Origin of the sequence: Psychrobacter halodurans (assembly GCF_017498075.1) — a bacterium.
Lineage (GTDB): Bacteria > Pseudomonadota > Gammaproteobacteria > Pseudomonadales > Moraxellaceae > Psychrobacter > Psychrobacter celer.
Genome location: NZ_JAGBKN010000008.1, coordinates 85,534 through 100,702, shown reverse-complemented (window position 1 = coordinate 100,702; position 15,169 = coordinate 85,534). Strand labels below are relative to the sequence as shown.

General features: G+C 50.5%; 11 protein-coding genes. 10 read left to right on the top strand and 1 reads right to left on the bottom strand.

The window, feature by feature from the left end; translation table 11 throughout:
- Positions 1–45: 45 nt before the first annotated feature.
- Together J3491_RS05565 and J3491_RS05560 are read left to right on the top strand one after the other, a co-directional pair.
- Positions 46–2,247: a PhoX family protein gene (locus J3491_RS05565; protein ID WP_207969452.1), complete on the top strand. Its 2,202-nt coding sequence runs from the start codon at positions 46–48 to the stop codon at positions 2,245–2,247.
- Positions 2,248–2,516: 269 nt separating this feature from the next.
- Positions 2,517–4,001: an alpha/beta fold hydrolase gene (locus tag J3491_RS05560; RefSeq protein ID WP_207969451.1), complete on the top strand. Its 1,485-nt coding sequence runs from the start codon at positions 2,517–2,519 to the stop codon at positions 3,999–4,001.
- A 104-nt stretch (positions 4,002–4,105) separates the two neighbouring features.
- Here J3491_RS05560 and hslO read toward each other — a convergent pair whose 3' ends face one another.
- Positions 4,106–5,077 carry an Hsp33 family molecular chaperone HslO gene (hslO, locus tag J3491_RS05555; RefSeq protein ID WP_207969450.1) on the bottom strand — a complete coding sequence of 324 codons (972 nt, stop codon included), beginning with the start codon at positions 5,075–5,077 and terminating at the stop codon, positions 4,106–4,108.
- Positions 5,078–5,394: 317 nt separating this feature from the next.
- Here hslO and J3491_RS05550 point away from each other — a divergent pair, with 317 nt between their 5' ends.
- From J3491_RS05550 to J3491_RS05515, 8 genes are all read left to right on the top strand, one after another.
- Complete coding sequence (locus tag J3491_RS05550) at positions 5,395–6,384, top strand: glutamate/aspartate ABC transporter substrate-binding protein (RefSeq protein WP_207969449.1); 990 nt, start codon at positions 5,395–5,397, stop codon at positions 6,382–6,384.
- An 87-nt stretch (positions 6,385–6,471) separates the two neighbouring features.
- Positions 6,472–7,218, top strand: a complete 747-nt coding sequence (locus J3491_RS05545; protein WP_207969448.1) for an amino acid ABC transporter permease — start codon at positions 6,472–6,474, stop codon at positions 7,216–7,218.
- Complete coding sequence (locus J3491_RS05540; protein ID WP_207969447.1) at positions 7,215–7,886, top strand: ABC transporter permease subunit; 672 nt, start codon at positions 7,215–7,217, stop codon at positions 7,884–7,886. The genes J3491_RS05545 and J3491_RS05540 overlap by 4 nt, the downstream gene beginning before the upstream one ends.
- Positions 7,887–8,036: 150 nt before the next feature.
- Positions 8,037–8,768, top strand: coding sequence for an amino acid ABC transporter ATP-binding protein (locus J3491_RS05535; protein WP_207969464.1), 732 nt, complete (start codon positions 8,037–8,039; stop codon positions 8,766–8,768).
- Positions 8,769–8,998: 230 nt separating this feature from the next.
- Positions 8,999–10,321, top strand: coding sequence for an FAD-dependent oxidoreductase (locus tag J3491_RS05530; protein WP_207969446.1), 1,323 nt, complete (start codon positions 8,999–9,001; stop codon positions 10,319–10,321).
- A gap of 371 nt (positions 10,322–10,692) precedes the next feature.
- Positions 10,693–12,450, top strand: coding sequence for an AMP-binding protein (locus J3491_RS05525; RefSeq protein ID WP_198335956.1), 1,758 nt, complete (start codon positions 10,693–10,695; stop codon positions 12,448–12,450).
- 153 nt (positions 12,451–12,603) lie between these two features.
- Positions 12,604–14,214 (top strand): carboxyl transferase domain-containing protein, encoded by a 1,611-nt coding sequence (locus J3491_RS05520; protein ID WP_207969445.1) that lies wholly within the window; start codon positions 12,604–12,606, stop codon positions 14,212–14,214.
- 136 nt (positions 14,215–14,350) lie between these two features.
- Positions 14,351–15,145: an enoyl-CoA hydratase/isomerase family protein gene (locus J3491_RS05515; protein WP_100748884.1), complete on the top strand. Its 795-nt coding sequence runs from the start codon at positions 14,351–14,353 to the stop codon at positions 15,143–15,145.
- The last annotated feature ends 24 nt before the right edge of the window (positions 15,146–15,169 follow it).

Here is a 15,169-nt window from a genome sequence, read left to right as displayed (position 1 = left end):
ACCCATCCTTTACGCCACTCTAGCCAAATAGCAAGGTGACTGAACATGACGTTATTGAACAAACCGCTCGCTCATGAAGCCGTAGAAGACTCAAACACGAGCAATAATATCGAATTTCAAACCATCATCAATCGCCGTATGCATCGCCGCCATATCTTAAAAGGCGGTACAGGGCTGACTGCGGCAGCGTTTTTTGGGGCGCTGCCTTTGGTTGGCTGTAGTGACGACGATGACGACAGCCCATCTCGCCTGCCCAGCGACGATGACCAAGCCGCCATCCCAGCACAAGGGAATCTCAAACGTCCCGATACCCTAAAATTCACTGCAGTGGCGCATTCGACAGCCGATACCATGAGTGTGGCGGAAGGCTATCAGGCAGAGATGATATTGCCACTAGGGACACCGCTGATGTCTGGTATCGCCGACTGGAAGGACAACCGTGAGCAGTCCGCTGAGTCGTTTGAGTGGCGCATGGGCGACAACCATGATGGCATGTGGTTTTTTGGCAAAAAAGGCAATGCCTACGATGCCAAAGCCTCTAAAAACGGCCTGCTGGTCATGAACCATGAGTATGTCAATAGCAGCGAGCTTAGCCCATTTGGTTATCATGTCATCTCGGATAACAATGCGGCACCCATTTATCAAAACCGTCGTCTGGCCAGTGACGTGCGCCGCGAGGTCAACTGCCACGGGGTCGCTGTCGTTGAGATGACGCGCCGTGCCGATGGGATGGGTTATGAGATGGTCAAGGATTCAAAATACAATCGCCGTATCACCAGCAGTACGCCCGCCCAGCTGACGGGTCCTGTGGCAGGCTCTGATTTGGTCAAGACAAAGTTTGATCCAACAGGGTTTCAGACGCGCGGCATCAATAACAACTGCGGCGCAGGACTGTCGCCGTGGGGTACCTACCTGACGACAGAAGAAAATTTCTTGGGCGTATTTGCGCGTGGTCAAGACGCCGAGCAGCTAAGCGCAAGTCATAACTACGGGCGTGAGCGCTATGGGGCCAGCGAAAACTTCCCTGGCTGGGAGTATTTGTGGCATACGCCTTATGCCAAAGATGAAACCATAGCTGATGAGTTTGTCCGCTGGGATATGACCGCGACAGGCGCTGATGCTACTGAGGATTATCGCAATGGCTTTAATACCTTTGGTTATATCACCGAAATCGATCCTTTTGATCGGCACTCAGCACCGCAAAAACGTACGGCACTCGGTCGTTTTGCACACGAAAACTGTGCGTATGCGCCCGTCGAGTCAGGTAAACCTGTGGTGTTTTATATGGGGGATGATGCGCGCGGCGAGTATATTTATAAGTTTGTCTCAAAGGCTCGATGGTCCAATGCAGATATCGGCGGCGGCCTCAAAGCTGGCGACAAATACCTAAATGAAGGCACGCTGTATGTGGCGGTGTTTCACGAAGACGGTCGCGGCGAGTGGCGGCCACTGGTCCATGGACAAAATGGACTTGATGCGACCAATGCTGAGCTGCCCTTTGCTGGGCAAGATGAGGTGTTGGTCTTTGCGCGCGCTGCCGCCGATGCCTTGGGTGCGACCAAGATGGATCGACCAGAGTGGGTGTCGGTGAGCCCCATGACAGGCGAGGTGTATGTGACGTTGACCAACAACAAATATCGCGGCGAGCGTGAGGATCAGCCTCTCTCAGCAGCCAACCCGCGCAGCTACGAAGCGCGCGGCAAATCCCGCGGAAATGATAATGGTCATATCATTCGCTGGGCCGAAGCAGGCGGTGACCATGCGGCGACTCGCTTTGAGTGGGATATTTACTTATTTGCCGCGCCCAGTGAGCTGGCGGCAGAAAACTTATCGCAATTAAACAAAAACAATGACTTGTCATCGCCCGATGGCCTGTACTTTGATCCGCGCGGGGTATTATGGATTCAGACCGATGATGGCGCGTATACCGATACCAGCAGTTGTATGCTATTGGCCGCGTTGCCTGGTCAGGTCAATGATGGCGCGCCGATCACCACATCTGCAGGCCAGCAAACCCGCGTCGGAATGACTGCTAGTGATGATAATATCAAACGTTTTTTTGTCGGTCCTGAAGGCTGTGAGGTGACAGGCATCACTATGACGCCAGATTTTAAAACGTTATTTATCAACATTCAGCATCCTGGCAACACGTGGGGCGCGGTGGCTGGAGGTAGTACGCCGCGCTCGGCCACCGTGATGATTACGCGCGAAGATGGCGATGTCATATTGGCAGAGTCATTTACTTAGAGCGCTTGGGTGACTCGGCTGCGGTAGTGAAGTGGCTGCGATGGTAAAACGGCGGCACGGTGATTACAGATACGGATAGTGATGTTAGCTAAAACCGCAAGCGCTGGCTTGGGGTTTTTTTCTGTAAGTAGCGGCAGATGTCACGACGTTTTATCATAAAGCGGCTACCGGTTACATCATTTTTTTCTATTTCAAGCGTTTACAGGCTAGTATATAACTATCTTTTGACCAAATGTGTCCATTTCATAAATGCACTAACGAGTAACACTATGGACAGTGTAGAGACTATTTATAAAGACAGCTTGAGGCCTGATAGCGAAGATGAAGCAGGTCATGAGCTGGCCGCGCATTTTGCCTCAGAGACTGCTACCGCAGACCACACAGTAGCGCCGCATCGCGACCTGTATGAGCAAATCGATCAGCTAGCCGCCATCGATATCGACGAAATCATCAAACTGCAAGCCGATGATGCCAATGCCGTGACGACACATCCTGTGCTGTATGCCGATTTTTTTGAAGGGCTTGCGCAGCTGGCGACGATGGGCGTGGTGGAGGTGACAGAGATTGTGGAAGCCATTCACCGCGAGGTGATTTTACGCCCTTTGGGACGGTTTAATGAAAACCACCTTAATAATTGGCAACGGGGTATCACGGGGCGTATATATGGCACCATACGCCAAGTCATGCTACTGGTGGGCAACAATCTGGCCGCGGTGCTGCGTATCTACAAAACCATGATGCGCCAAAAAAACACTCAGCCGTTGCCCGACACCCTAAAAAAACTGGTCAATGTGCTAAACGGCGTGATGGGTGATCATCTGGTCAATCATAAAAACGCGCTTGCCATACCGATGCAGCTCTATGATGGTAATGGTGATACGCAGTTAGCGCCGCTCTCAGGGCGAGTGGTGATCTTATGTCATGGCTTATGTATGAGTCATCTCAGTTGGCAGTCCGCAGAAGGCAATCATCTGGGGGAGGCCATCGCGCGCAGTCAGCCCGAAGCGACAGTACTGTACCTTGATTATAATACGGGGCGGCGTATCTCGCGCAGTGGCCGTAAGCTGTGCCAGCTACTACAAGACTTGATCGAGCAGCATCCCAATATCAGTCAGATCGATCTGGTCGGTCACAGTATGGGCGGCTTGGTCGCTCGCAGTGCGCTGTTTTATGGCGAGCAAGACCATCTGGCTTGGGTCAAGCGGGCCGGCAACCTCATCACCCTCGGCTCACCGCACCACGGCGCGGTGCTAGAGCGTATCGGTCATCATGTACAAGACATCATCGCCAAGCTGCCGTTTGCAGGCTCGCTTGCCAAGTTGGGCGAGATGCGCAGCGCGGGTATCATTGATCTGCGCCACGGTAGTATTCGCGATGCAGACTGGCGGGCGCTGGAGGGTCGTAGTGTGCTGCCGCAAGACTTTCGGCATCCTGCGCGCTTGCCAAGTGGTATCAAGACGTATTTTGTCGCCAGCGCATTGGTCGAGACCCATTATGACTCGAGAATGACGCACCTGCTGGGTGATGGTCTGGTCTCTGTCGCCTCAGCGCTTGGAGAAGATGATGCCGAACATGCTTTGTTTGTCCCTGACGGGCATAAAGCATTGTTTTATGGCGTCAGTCATATGAATCTGATTCATAGTAGACGGGTGCGCGAGCAAGTAGTGGCGTGGCTGTTAGATAATGGCCGCAGTGACTACGCCGAGCAGCCGCGGATATATTCTTATCCCAAAAGTCTGGGACTGATGGTATAAAGGTAGGTTAGGCTAGATTGCCTTTGCTAAGCACAGCATCATAAAAAAGCCCTCACACTTTATGTTGAGGGCCTTTTATTGAGAGGTGCTTTACCAGATACTGCCTATTTAGCAAAGATAGCGGTCACATCGTCTTTATCGAACGGATAGATCTCACCGCAAAAACCGCAGTCCATCTCAAACGTCCCGCCTTGCTCTTCGACGATATCTAACGCTTCTGCTTCACCGATTTGCTCGATGGCCATCTCGCATTTTTCGCGTGAGCAAGTACAGCCAAATGATAACGCCACAGGCTCAGGTGCCACGATATTTTCTTCATGATACAAGCGGTATAAAATCTCGCTGGTATCGAGTGTGGTCAGCTCTTCTGCTTTTAGCGTACGCGTGAGGACGTTTAAGCGCGGCCATAGGTCGTCATCGATGCCGGCGTCTTGGTTTTGCTCGACTTCGTAGGTTTCCTCAGCGGTACGTGGCAACATTTGTACCAAGATACCCCCAGCTTGTAGGCCGTCTGATGCTAAGTTGATCAGCGTTGGAATCTGCGCGGACTGCTTTTGGTAATGCGCCAAGCAGTCTGCCAAATTGTCATGACTACGCTCGACGATACCTTGGTAAGAGTCGCCGCCGTCAGGCTGGATATTGATAAACAATACGCCTTGACCCATCGCGCCAAGCTCGGCAAAAGCGTCTTTGGCTGTGGTCATGCTCTCCCACGCTTGTGCTTGCGCGTCGGTGTCGGCCTTCCAGCTGGCAAGCGCACGGATGATGCCGTCTTGGTCACACTCCGCCATCGCCCAATTGAGCAGGCTCTCAGGGTCTGAGGACTGCAGCTGGATAGACAAACGACCGTTGATTTTGACAGTGCTGATCAGCAAGCTTGCCGCCGTCATCATCTCACCCAATAAGCGTTTGATCGCTTCAGGATAGGGCTTTTGGGCAATCGTGGTCGCATAGCTGCGCGATAGACGCACCACATCACCGCGTACAGGCGAGTCTTCAATAAAAAAGCGCTGGCGAATGTCGTTGTAGCTGGTGGTTTGGGTGTCAGTATTTGGTGCTTGAGTATCTTGAGTCATAACTGGCTTATGTCATTGAGAAGTTGCTAACTTTATGGGGATTGTTGCGTATTTATCAATCTTATCAATTACCCTTGATGGCTGCCGCAGGCTAGATGGGTAATCGCCAAAAACCATCATTCTATATTTTGCGCAAAAAAGTTTACCGCCCGTTGCAATTTTGTTGTACAGTAACATTAAGTTGCATTGTGATAAACAATAGCAACAACGACAAGGATGCATGACAACCAGTCAGTCGATAGGGGGTGTTTTATAAACCCTTTATCGTCCAAGCACTCGTTTAATTTAGTGATAATGTGATAAAAAGGATGTATCTCATGAGCTATCTATCTTCCAAACCTTTCTCTAAGAGCTTGACCCTAGCGGCCTTTATGGCGTTTGGCCTCGCTGGGTGTAATAACAGCAACCAAGCGACCAATGAGGCAGCGCCTGTCGATGAGGCGAGCACCGCGACCAGCGCAGCAAACGGCACGCTACAAAAAATCAAAGACTCAGGCACCATCGTGGTCGGTCACCGTGACTCTTCTATTCCTTTTTCTTATATCGCGGACGACCCAAATCAGCCGATAGGCTATGCCCACGACCTAGAGATGAAAGTCGTCGAGGCCGTCAAACAAAGGCTCAATATGCCTGATCTTAATGTCCGCTATAACCTTATTACCTCGCAGACGCGTATTCCCTTGGTACAAAACGGTACTGTGGACTTTGAGTGTGGCTCAACCACCAACAACGAAGAGCGCCAAAAGCAAGTGGCCTTCTCCAATGGCTTTTTTGAGATTGGGACGCGTCTGTTGACCAAAAAAGACTCCGGTATCAATGACTTTGCCGACTTAAAAGGCAAGACGCTAGTCACCACCGCTGGCACGACATCAGAGCGCTATATCCGTCAATATAATGACGACAATCAGATGGACACCAACATCATCTCAGCAAAAGATCATGGCGAGGCGTTCTTGATGTTAGAAAACGGCCGCGCTGACGCCTTTATGATGGATGATGTGCTGCTCGCTGGTGAAAAAGCCAAAGCCAAAAACCCAGATGAATGGGTCATCGTCGGTGAGCCGCAATCGTTTGAGATCTATGGCTGTATGATGCGTAAAGACGACCCTGAGTTTAAAGCGGTGGTCGATGAAGCCTTGGCCAATGTCTTTAGCTCAGGCGAGATCAATAGCATTTATGATAAGTGGTTCTTGAACCCAATCCCGCCAAAAAACGTCAATCTCAACTTTGAGATGTCTGACAATCTAAAGGCATTGATTGCCAACCCGCACGATGGTGCGCAGCCAAAAGCGGCGCCAGCACAGTAATCGTTGTCCCAAACCCTAGCTGGCCTATGCGTACGTCATGTGTTGTTTGACGCATAGGCTTTTTTATCGCTGCTTGGAGAGACAACCATGAATTATAGCTGGAACTGGGGTGTACTGTTTGAGCAGACCGGTATCGGTAGCGAGCTGTATATCCATTGGATGATTACTGGTCTTGGCTGGCTGCTACTGATTGGCAGTATCGCTTGGGCCATCGCCATGATCGTCGGCACCATCTTAGGCATCATGCGCACGTTGCCGAGCAAGACGGCGCAAGCGATTGGTACCGCTTACGTGACGTTTTTTCGTAATATACCATTACTCGTACAGCTGTTTTTTTGGTTTTATATCGCCCCTGGTTGGCTGACACCGACGATACAAGAATGGTGGTATAAAGACCTGTCGCCCAATACCTCAGCCATGCTCTCGGCGAGTATCGGTTTGGGGCTGTTTACTGCCGCCCGTATCGTCGAGCAGGTACGCACGGGTATCGAGTCGCTACCAGATGGCCAAGTCAACGCCGCCTATGCGCTTGGCTTTAGCATCCCGCAAGTCTACAAAGAAGTCCTACTGCCGCAAGCCTTTCGTATCATCTTGCCGCCGCTCAGCTCTGAGCTGACCAACTGTTTTAAAAACGCCTCAGTCGCCTCGCTCGTTGGGGTGATGGAGCTGATTAGCCAAACCAAAACCATCAGTGAATACACGCAAAACAGCATTGAGATCTATACCTACGCGACGATTATCTACTTGGTATTTAACTTGTCCTTAATCGCGATAATGGGACTGATCGAGCGCAAACTGCGCGTGCCTGGGCTGATTGCAGGAGGTCAAAAATGAATATGATGACTGAGCTTGCCACCGCCTATCCCGGGTTGATGGGCGGCATGCTGACCACGCTTAAGGTGTTGTTTTTGGCGATTTTGGGCGGTATCAGTTTGGGGACGGTACTGGCGCTGATGCGTTTATCGGGTATCAAAGTGCTTGAGATACCAGCAAAATTGTATGTGAATTATTTTCGCTCAGTGCCCTTGCTGCTGGTGCTTTTGTGGTTTTATTTTGCCGTGCCGATGATTTATTTTTGGATCGCGGGTAAATATCTACAGCTCGATGCGGCGTTTGCCTCTTGTGTGGTGGCCTTTATGATGTTTGAGGCGGCGTATTTTTCTGAGGTGGTGCGTGCTGGCATTCAATCGATCGGCAGCGGGCAGGTCAATGCCGCCAAAGCGCTGGGCATGACTTATGGGCAGACCATGCGTTTGGTTATCTTGCCGCAAGCCTTTCGCAAAATGCTGCCGCTGATTTTGCAGCAGTGTATTATTTTATTCCAAGATACGACGTTGGTGTTTGCCATTGGTTTGACGGATTTTTTCCGCGCAGCCTACGTGCGCGGTGAGCTGATGGGGCTTCTGACGCCTTATATCTTGGGCGCTGGTGCGATTTATTTTGTCATTAGCTTAAGTGCGTCTATGGGCGTGCAGCAGCTACAAAAGCGTTTGCGGTTCTGACATACCCTAGACTGCGCGGTCGCGGTTGAAGAGATTTTTAAACAATGATTATCAAGATAATGTGGTTAGGAGCCAGTAATGAACAATGCTGATACATATGTAAATGCCTTTGGCGGGCTGGTCACCAATAATGGTCATGCCAGTGATGAGATGGTCATTGAGATGGCAAATGTCAGTAAGTGGTATGGCGACTTTCAAGTGCTGACTGACTGCACCGCCCATGTACACAAAGGCGATGTCGTCGTGGTTTGCGGGCCATCGGGTAGTGGCAAATCAACGCTGATTAAGACGGTCAACGGGCTTGAGCCTTTTCAACAAGGCGAGATTATGGTCAATGGTGTCTCTGTTGGTGCGGCCAAAACCAACTTGCCCAAGCTACGTAGCCGTGTCGGTATGGTGTTTCAGCATTTTGAGTTGTTTCCGCATTTGACCATTATCGACAATTTAACCGTCGCGCAAATCAAGGTGCTGGGCCGTAAAGAGTCTGAGGCTAAACAAAAAGCCATGGCTTATCTAGATCGCGTGGGGCTGAGTGCACAGGCACCAAAATACCCCGCCGAGCTATCAGGTGGTCAGCAGCAGCGCGTGGCGATTGCCCGTGCATTGGCGATGGACCCTGTGGCGATGCTGTTTGATGAGCCAACCTCGGCGCTTGATCCTGAGATGATTCAAGAGGTGCTTGATGTGATGGTCGAGCTGACTCGCGATGGCATGACCATGATGTGTGTGACCCATGAGATGGGTTTTGCCAGTCAGGTCGCCAATCGCATTATCTTTATGGATGAAGGTCATATCGTCGAAAACTGTAGCAAAAATGAGTTTTTTGAAGGGGCAAAAAGTGAGCGCGCCCAGCTGTTTTTGTCCAAGATTTTAAATCATTAATAGCAACGTTTTTGCTGCTACTTTAGCGCCTTGATGTAGAGACTGTTCAATGAGTTCTAAGCATTTGCCAAAAAGCGTCTATGAATTTAGGCGCTTTTTTTTGGTTTTTTTGGCTATAACGATCCAGTAGCGGGGGGGATAAGCAAGTAGATGAGTGCATGACTGTTTACTGCTACAATAGCGCTCAAGATACCGACAATGAAAAGTTTATACATTATATTGGAGCTATTATGAGCATAGAAAATGCCGACACCCTCGCAAACTCAACAAACCCCGCCAATGCTAAAAACCCTTTACATACTGAAAACCCCGCACCAGCGAAAAACCATGCGTCAGCGGAAAACCATGCGTCAGCGGAAAACAAGGGCATCGTCGTCGTTGGTGCCGGCTTGGCAGGTTGGCACGTCATCGATGCCATTCGAGCAAAAGACAAAGACATCGCCATCACTCTCATCACAGCGGATAATGGCGATCGTTATCATAAGCCAATGCTGACAATGGCTATCAGCCAAAACAAGCGGGCGGCAGACTTGGTACGCGCAACTGGCGCTGACGCTGCCAAAGCGGCAAACGTCAATCTACTGGCCAACACGCAGGTCACGGATGTTGATGCTACTACGCAGCAGTTGCAGCTGGTCTCTGCCCTGCGCTCTGACCCCGTTTATACCAATTATGCCACCATCAGCTATGACAAGTTGGTGCTGGCGATGGGCGCGCAGCCGATTTTTCCAAAGAGCCTGCCGGAGGATTTGGTGTGGCATGTCAATCATATTGAGCGCTTTGGGCAGCTACAAGAAAAGCTGGCAGCAGGCAGTCAGCATGTCGCCATCGTTGGCGCTGGTATGGTGGGGACAGAAATCGCCGAAGATTTACTCAAAGCTGGACATGAAGTCACCTTGATTGATTTAAATGACGCGCCTTTATCACAAATGCTACCAGCAAAAGCGGCCGCTCGTATCGCGGCGGCGGTCCAGTCCCAAGGTATTCACTTTTTGGGTGGTTATCAAGTATCGGGTGTCACGCGTCAGGAGGACGGCAAGCTACAAGTCCGCTATGCGCCAGTGGCAGACAGTGCTGGCAGCGCGGCCGCTCAGTCCTCCGAGCCTTTGGTCGTCGATCATGTGATTGCCAGTACTGGCCTCACGGTTGATGCCAGACTGCCCACTGCGGCAGGGGTAGAGTTCGATCGCCGGACTGGTATCGTGGTGGATGCCACCACCTTACGTACGCAAGCGTCAAATATCTATGCCATCGGTGATTGTATGTCTATCAATGGCGTTGCCTGCCGTTATGTTGCCCCGCTGCGTGCGCAGGCGGCGACCATTGCCGATGATATCTTAGGGATGGCACATGACGGCTACGATCATAAACCGCCAATGATTCGCCTAAAAAATAAAGCCATCTCTGTCATGGCCACTGGCGTACCACAAGCGACAGGCAATTGGCAGGTAAAGACTGACACGGATGACGAATTAATCATGGAATTGCTAGATGATAACAATGACGTCAGTGCGACAGTAACGATTAAAGCGCCGCCAATGGTTAAATCTTAATCACCGCTTCATCGCTGCAAGTTTAACTTTTAGCTTTAGGGCGTGTTGAACATTCAACCATGGCACTGACAGAGACTATTTGTGAATGTTCAACACGCCCTAATTTCTAGTTTTAATTTTCTCAAAAGCCAGCTGTGTAACAAATACGTAGCTGGCTTTTTTGCCGACAATAATCGCGGGTTTTTATGCTATCTTTTACTGGGATAATATTTTTAGCGGTTAATTTAAATGATACATAATGTATTACTATTATTGACAGTTTCGTTTTAGGCGGTATAGTAGTGAATCATATATGATAGATACTCAAGGAAGAAAAATTGGCCCACGGGCGGTTTTTGAGTAGAATAAAAAGCACAACGAAAGGACTCGTTATGACGCAACCTACTGCATTTGACCACATATTAAGCAACATCCCTACCGTAAATATGGGCGCGCGCTCGGCGAATGCGCCACTGACCCAAAGCTATGACAAAGGCCCTGATGTGCCGCTGATTGAGGCGACCATCGGCGACTTTTTTGATGCCATTGTTTCCAAATATCCAGAGCGTGAAGCGCTGGTCGTCCGTCATCAAAACATCCGCTGGACGTACCGCGAATTGCAGCAACATGTCAACCAGCTGGCCAGCAGTATGATCGAGATGGGACTGGAGATTGGCGATCGCATCGGTATCTGGTCGCACAACAACGCCGAATGGCTACTTATGCAGCTTGCCACGGCCAAAGTCGGCGTGATCCTCGTCAATATCAACCCGGCCTATCGTACTTTTGAGCTGCAATATGCGCTCAATAAACTTGGCTGCTCAGCACTCGTGCTCATGCGCCATTTCAAGAGCAGCGACTACGCTGGCCTTATCCGTGAGCTGTGCCCTGAGATTTATCATAAAGACTACACCCAGCTGGATTTGGTCGAGATTCCAACCATCGAGCGTATCATTTGGATTGATGAGCCAGACTCTGACGAAACGTTTGGGTTTATGCAAAAATTCTCTGACTGGATGGCGGAAGGCGATGCCAACGATCCGCGCGTGGCCGAGCGTCAAGCACAGCTAAAAAACACAGACGCTATTAACGTTCAGTTCACCAGTGGCACAACTGGGACGCCAAAAGGCGCGACCTTAAGCCATCGCAATATCCTCAATAATGGCTACTTCATCGGTGAGGCGATGAACCTTACCTTCGAGGATAGACTGTGTATTCCTGTGCCGCTATATCACTGTTTTGGTATGGTGCTCGGCAATTTGGCCATTTTGACGCATGGTGGTTGTATCGTCTATCCAAACGATGGTTTTGAGCCATTAAGTGTCCTGCAAGCGGTCGAAGAAGAAAAATGTACGGGGCTGCATGGCGTACCAACGATGTTTATCGCCGAGCTTGACCATCCTGAGTTTGAAAACTTTGATTTATCGACCTTGCGTACAGGCATTATGGCCGGCTCCAGCTGCCCGATTGAGGTCATGCGCCGCGTCATTGATAAGATGCATATGAAAGAGGTGACCATCGCTTATGGCATGACCGAGACCAGCCCAGTCTCTTGCCAGACCAACGAGCACACGCCGCTTGAGAAACAAGTCTCGACCGTTGGCTTGGTACAGCCTGCGCTTGAGGTAAAAGTTGTCGATACCGAGACGGGTGAGATCGTGCCGTTAGGGGAGACAGGAGAGCTGCTCACACGCGGCTACTCGGTGATGAAAGGCTATTGGGGCAGCCGCTTTAAAACCCGTGAAGCGATCCAAGATGGCTGGATGCATACTGGCGATTTGGCTACCATGGATGAGGACGGCTATGTCAAAATCGTCGGTCGTAGTAAAGACATGGTCATCCGCGGCGGCGAAAACATCTATCCGGTTGAGATTGAGAACTACTTATATCGCCATCCCAAGATTCGCGATGTACAAATCGTTGGCGTACCAGATAAGCGGTATGGTGAAGTGCTGGCCGCTTGGATTATTCCCAAAGAGCCGGGGTGCTTGAGTGAAGACGACGTGCGCCAGTTTTGTAGTGAGCACATTGCTCATTATAAGGTACCGACTTATTATCGGTTTGTTGAAGAGTATCCGATGACCATCACTGGTAAAATTCAAAAGTATAAGATTATCGAGCAGATGAAAGCAGAACTGGGTTTAGACTAAGCGCACTTCTCGGGTACAGAACATCCACGACACCGGTGAGTGATACAAAAGACAAATGGCTACCAACCTATCGGCTAGCAGTCGTATGACCAGCAGTCACTATAGACCATATAATCAATCACTTGCACTTACGCAGCAAAGAAAAGGGATATCATGAGCACTATCATAACCAGTAAACTGAGTCCAAACGCCAGCGATTTTCAGCAAAACCGTGCCGCCATGCAAGAGATGGTCGATGACTTATATGTACACCTGCGTAAAGTCGCTCAGGGCGGCTCAGAGCGGGCGCGAGCCAAGCATTTAGCGCGTGGTAAGCTGTTGCCACGTGAGCGAGTCGAGCGTTTGCTGGATGTCGGCACCCCGTTTTTAGAGGTCGCTCCGATGGCCGCGCACGACATGTATGGCGAAGAGATACCCGCCGCGGGTGTGATTGCCGGTATTGGCCGTATCAATGGTACTGAGTGTATGATTGTCTGTAATGATGCCACGGTAAAAGGCGGTACCTATTATCCAATGACAGTCAAAAAGCACTTGCGCGCGCAAGAGATTGCGCAAGAAAACAATCTGCCTTGCGTGTATTTGGTGGACTCAGGCGGTGCAAACTTGCCCAACCAAGATGACGTATTCCCAGACAAAGAGCACTTTGGTCGTATCTTCTTTAATCAGGCCAATATGAGTGCGGCGGGTATCCCGCAGATTGCGGTGGTTATGGGTAGCTGTACGGCAGGCGGCGCGTATGTACCGGCGATGAGCGATGAATCCATCATCGTCAAAGAGCAAGGCACCATCTTTTTGGGTGGGCCGCCATTAGTAAAAGCAGCAACGGGCGAAGAGGTCAGCGCCGAGGATTTGGGCGGTGGTGATGTACATACCCGTCTGTCAGGAGTCGTCGATCATCTGGCACAAAGCGACACGCATGCGCTATCGATTGCGCGTGATATCGTCAGTCATCTTAACCGTCCTGCCAAGCAAATTCCCAATCAAATCAAACCGCGTCCACCGCGCTACGATGCCAAAGAATTATACGGCATCATTCCGACCGATAAGCGTCAGCCCTTTGATATCAAAGAAATCATCGCTCGCATCGTCGATGACAGTGCCTTTGATGAGTTTAAAGCGCGCTTTGGCAACACGCTGGTCTGCGGCTTTGCTCATATCGAGGGCATGCCAGTTGGCATTATCGCCAATAACGGCATCTTATTTAGTGAGTCGGCACAAAAGGGCACGCACTTTATCGAGCTGTGCTGCAAGCGTAAAATCCCGCTGGTGTTTTTACAAAACATCACCGGCTTTATGGTCGGCCGTAAATACGAAAACGAAGGCATCGCCCGTCATGGTGCCAAAATGGTGATGGCGGTGGCCAACGCCAAAGTACCGAAGTTTACCGTCATCGTCGGTGGCTCATTCGGTGCCGGTAACTACGGTATGTGTGGCCGCGCTTATAGTCCGCGCTTTTTATGGATGTGGCCAAATGCGCGTATCTCAGTGATGGGCGGTGAGCAAGCGGCCTCGGTCTTGGCAACCGTTAAGCGCGACAACTTCGAGCGTAAGGGCGAGACATGGAGTAGCGAGGACGAAGCGGCCTTTAAAGCACCGATTCGAGATATGTACGAAGCGCAAGGCCATCCGTATTATGCCACCGCGCGTCTCTGGGATGATGGGGTGATTGATCCTGCTGATACGCGTCAAGTGCTGGCATTGGGGCTAAGCGCCGCCTATAACGCGCCGATTGAAGAGACGAAGTTTGGGGTCTTTAGAATGTAGATTGGTACCATATTTTCGATGAGAAAATGCTTTGGTTTAAAATAAAAACTGGGTTACTAAGGCCGAGAACATTACGCAAAAATATCCGTAAAAAAAGACATGAAAAAGTTACCACAAAATATTGAGATAACGCTATATGAAGAATTATAAAAGCCTATTGGTTGATATCGAACAGCACGTGGCGACGGTGACGCTAAACCGTCCTGAGATACGTAATGCCTTTAACGATGAAATGATTGCTGAGCTGACGGAAGTTTTCACCATGCTTGGCACTGATGATAATGTGCGAGTCATCGTGCTAGCAGCAGCAGGCAAAGCGTTCTGTGCGGGCGCCGATCTAAACTGGATGCGCGCCATGGCGGATTATAGCTATGAAGAAAATTTAGCCGACGCCGATAAACTGGCGCAAATGCTCAAGACCATTTATGAATGTCCTAAGCCAACCGTGGCTGCCATTCAAGGTGATGTCTATGCAGGTGGCATGGGTCTGGTCGCCGCCTGTGATGTGGCCATCGCGGTGAAGATTGCCAATTTCTGCCTCAGTGAAGTACGTTTGGGCTTAGCGCCTGCCACCATTAGTCCGTATGTTGTAAGAGCATTAGGGGCTAGGGCGTCGCATCGCTACTTTTTAAGTGCAGAAGTGTTTGATGCCAAAAAAGCGCGGCAGCTGGGCTTTATCCATGAGCGCGTCAGTGAGGAAGCGCTTGACGATGCGGTGGCAACGTTTTGTGCCAAAATGGTCAAAAACAGCCCCGATGCGGTAAAAACCTGCAAGCAGCTATTACATGATATCGCAGGCGCGCCCATTAGCGACGAGCTGATCGCCGAGACGGTAACAGGCATCGCTGATATCCGCTCATCCACACAAGGTAAGGAAGGCGTGCAAGCGTTTTTGCACAAACGTAAGCCTGATTGGTTGACGGCAGACTAGCGACAAAAAACGATAGCCAAGCCG

Excerpts from the sequence above, each read along its gene's own strand:
- J3491_RS05565 (WP_207969452.1), top strand. The coding sequence starts at position 46 with ATGACGTTATTGAACAAACCGCTCGCTCATGAAGCCGTAGAAGACTCA.
- J3491_RS05560 (WP_207969451.1), top strand. The coding sequence starts at position 2,517 with ATGGACAGTGTAGAGACTATTTATAAAGACAGCTTGAGGCCTGATAGC.
- hslO (WP_207969450.1), bottom strand. The coding sequence starts at position 5,077 with ATGACTCAAGATACTCAAGCACCAAATACTGACACCCAAACCACCAGC.
- J3491_RS05550 (WP_207969449.1), top strand. The coding sequence starts at position 5,395 with ATGAGCTATCTATCTTCCAAACCTTTCTCTAAGAGCTTGACCCTAGCG.
- J3491_RS05545 (WP_207969448.1), top strand. The coding sequence starts at position 6,472 with ATGAATTATAGCTGGAACTGGGGTGTACTGTTTGAGCAGACCGGTATC.
- J3491_RS05540 (WP_207969447.1), top strand. The coding sequence starts at position 7,215 with ATGAATATGATGACTGAGCTTGCCACCGCCTATCCCGGGTTGATGGGC.
- J3491_RS05535 (WP_207969464.1), top strand. The coding sequence starts at position 8,037 with ATGGTCATTGAGATGGCAAATGTCAGTAAGTGGTATGGCGACTTTCAA.
- J3491_RS05530 (WP_207969446.1), top strand. The coding sequence starts at position 8,999 with ATGAGCATAGAAAATGCCGACACCCTCGCAAACTCAACAAACCCCGCC.
- J3491_RS05525 (WP_198335956.1), top strand. The coding sequence starts at position 10,693 with ATGACGCAACCTACTGCATTTGACCACATATTAAGCAACATCCCTACC.
- J3491_RS05520 (WP_207969445.1), top strand. The coding sequence starts at position 12,604 with ATGAGCACTATCATAACCAGTAAACTGAGTCCAAACGCCAGCGATTTT.
- J3491_RS05515 (WP_100748884.1), top strand. The coding sequence starts at position 14,351 with ATGAAGAATTATAAAAGCCTATTGGTTGATATCGAACAGCACGTGGCG.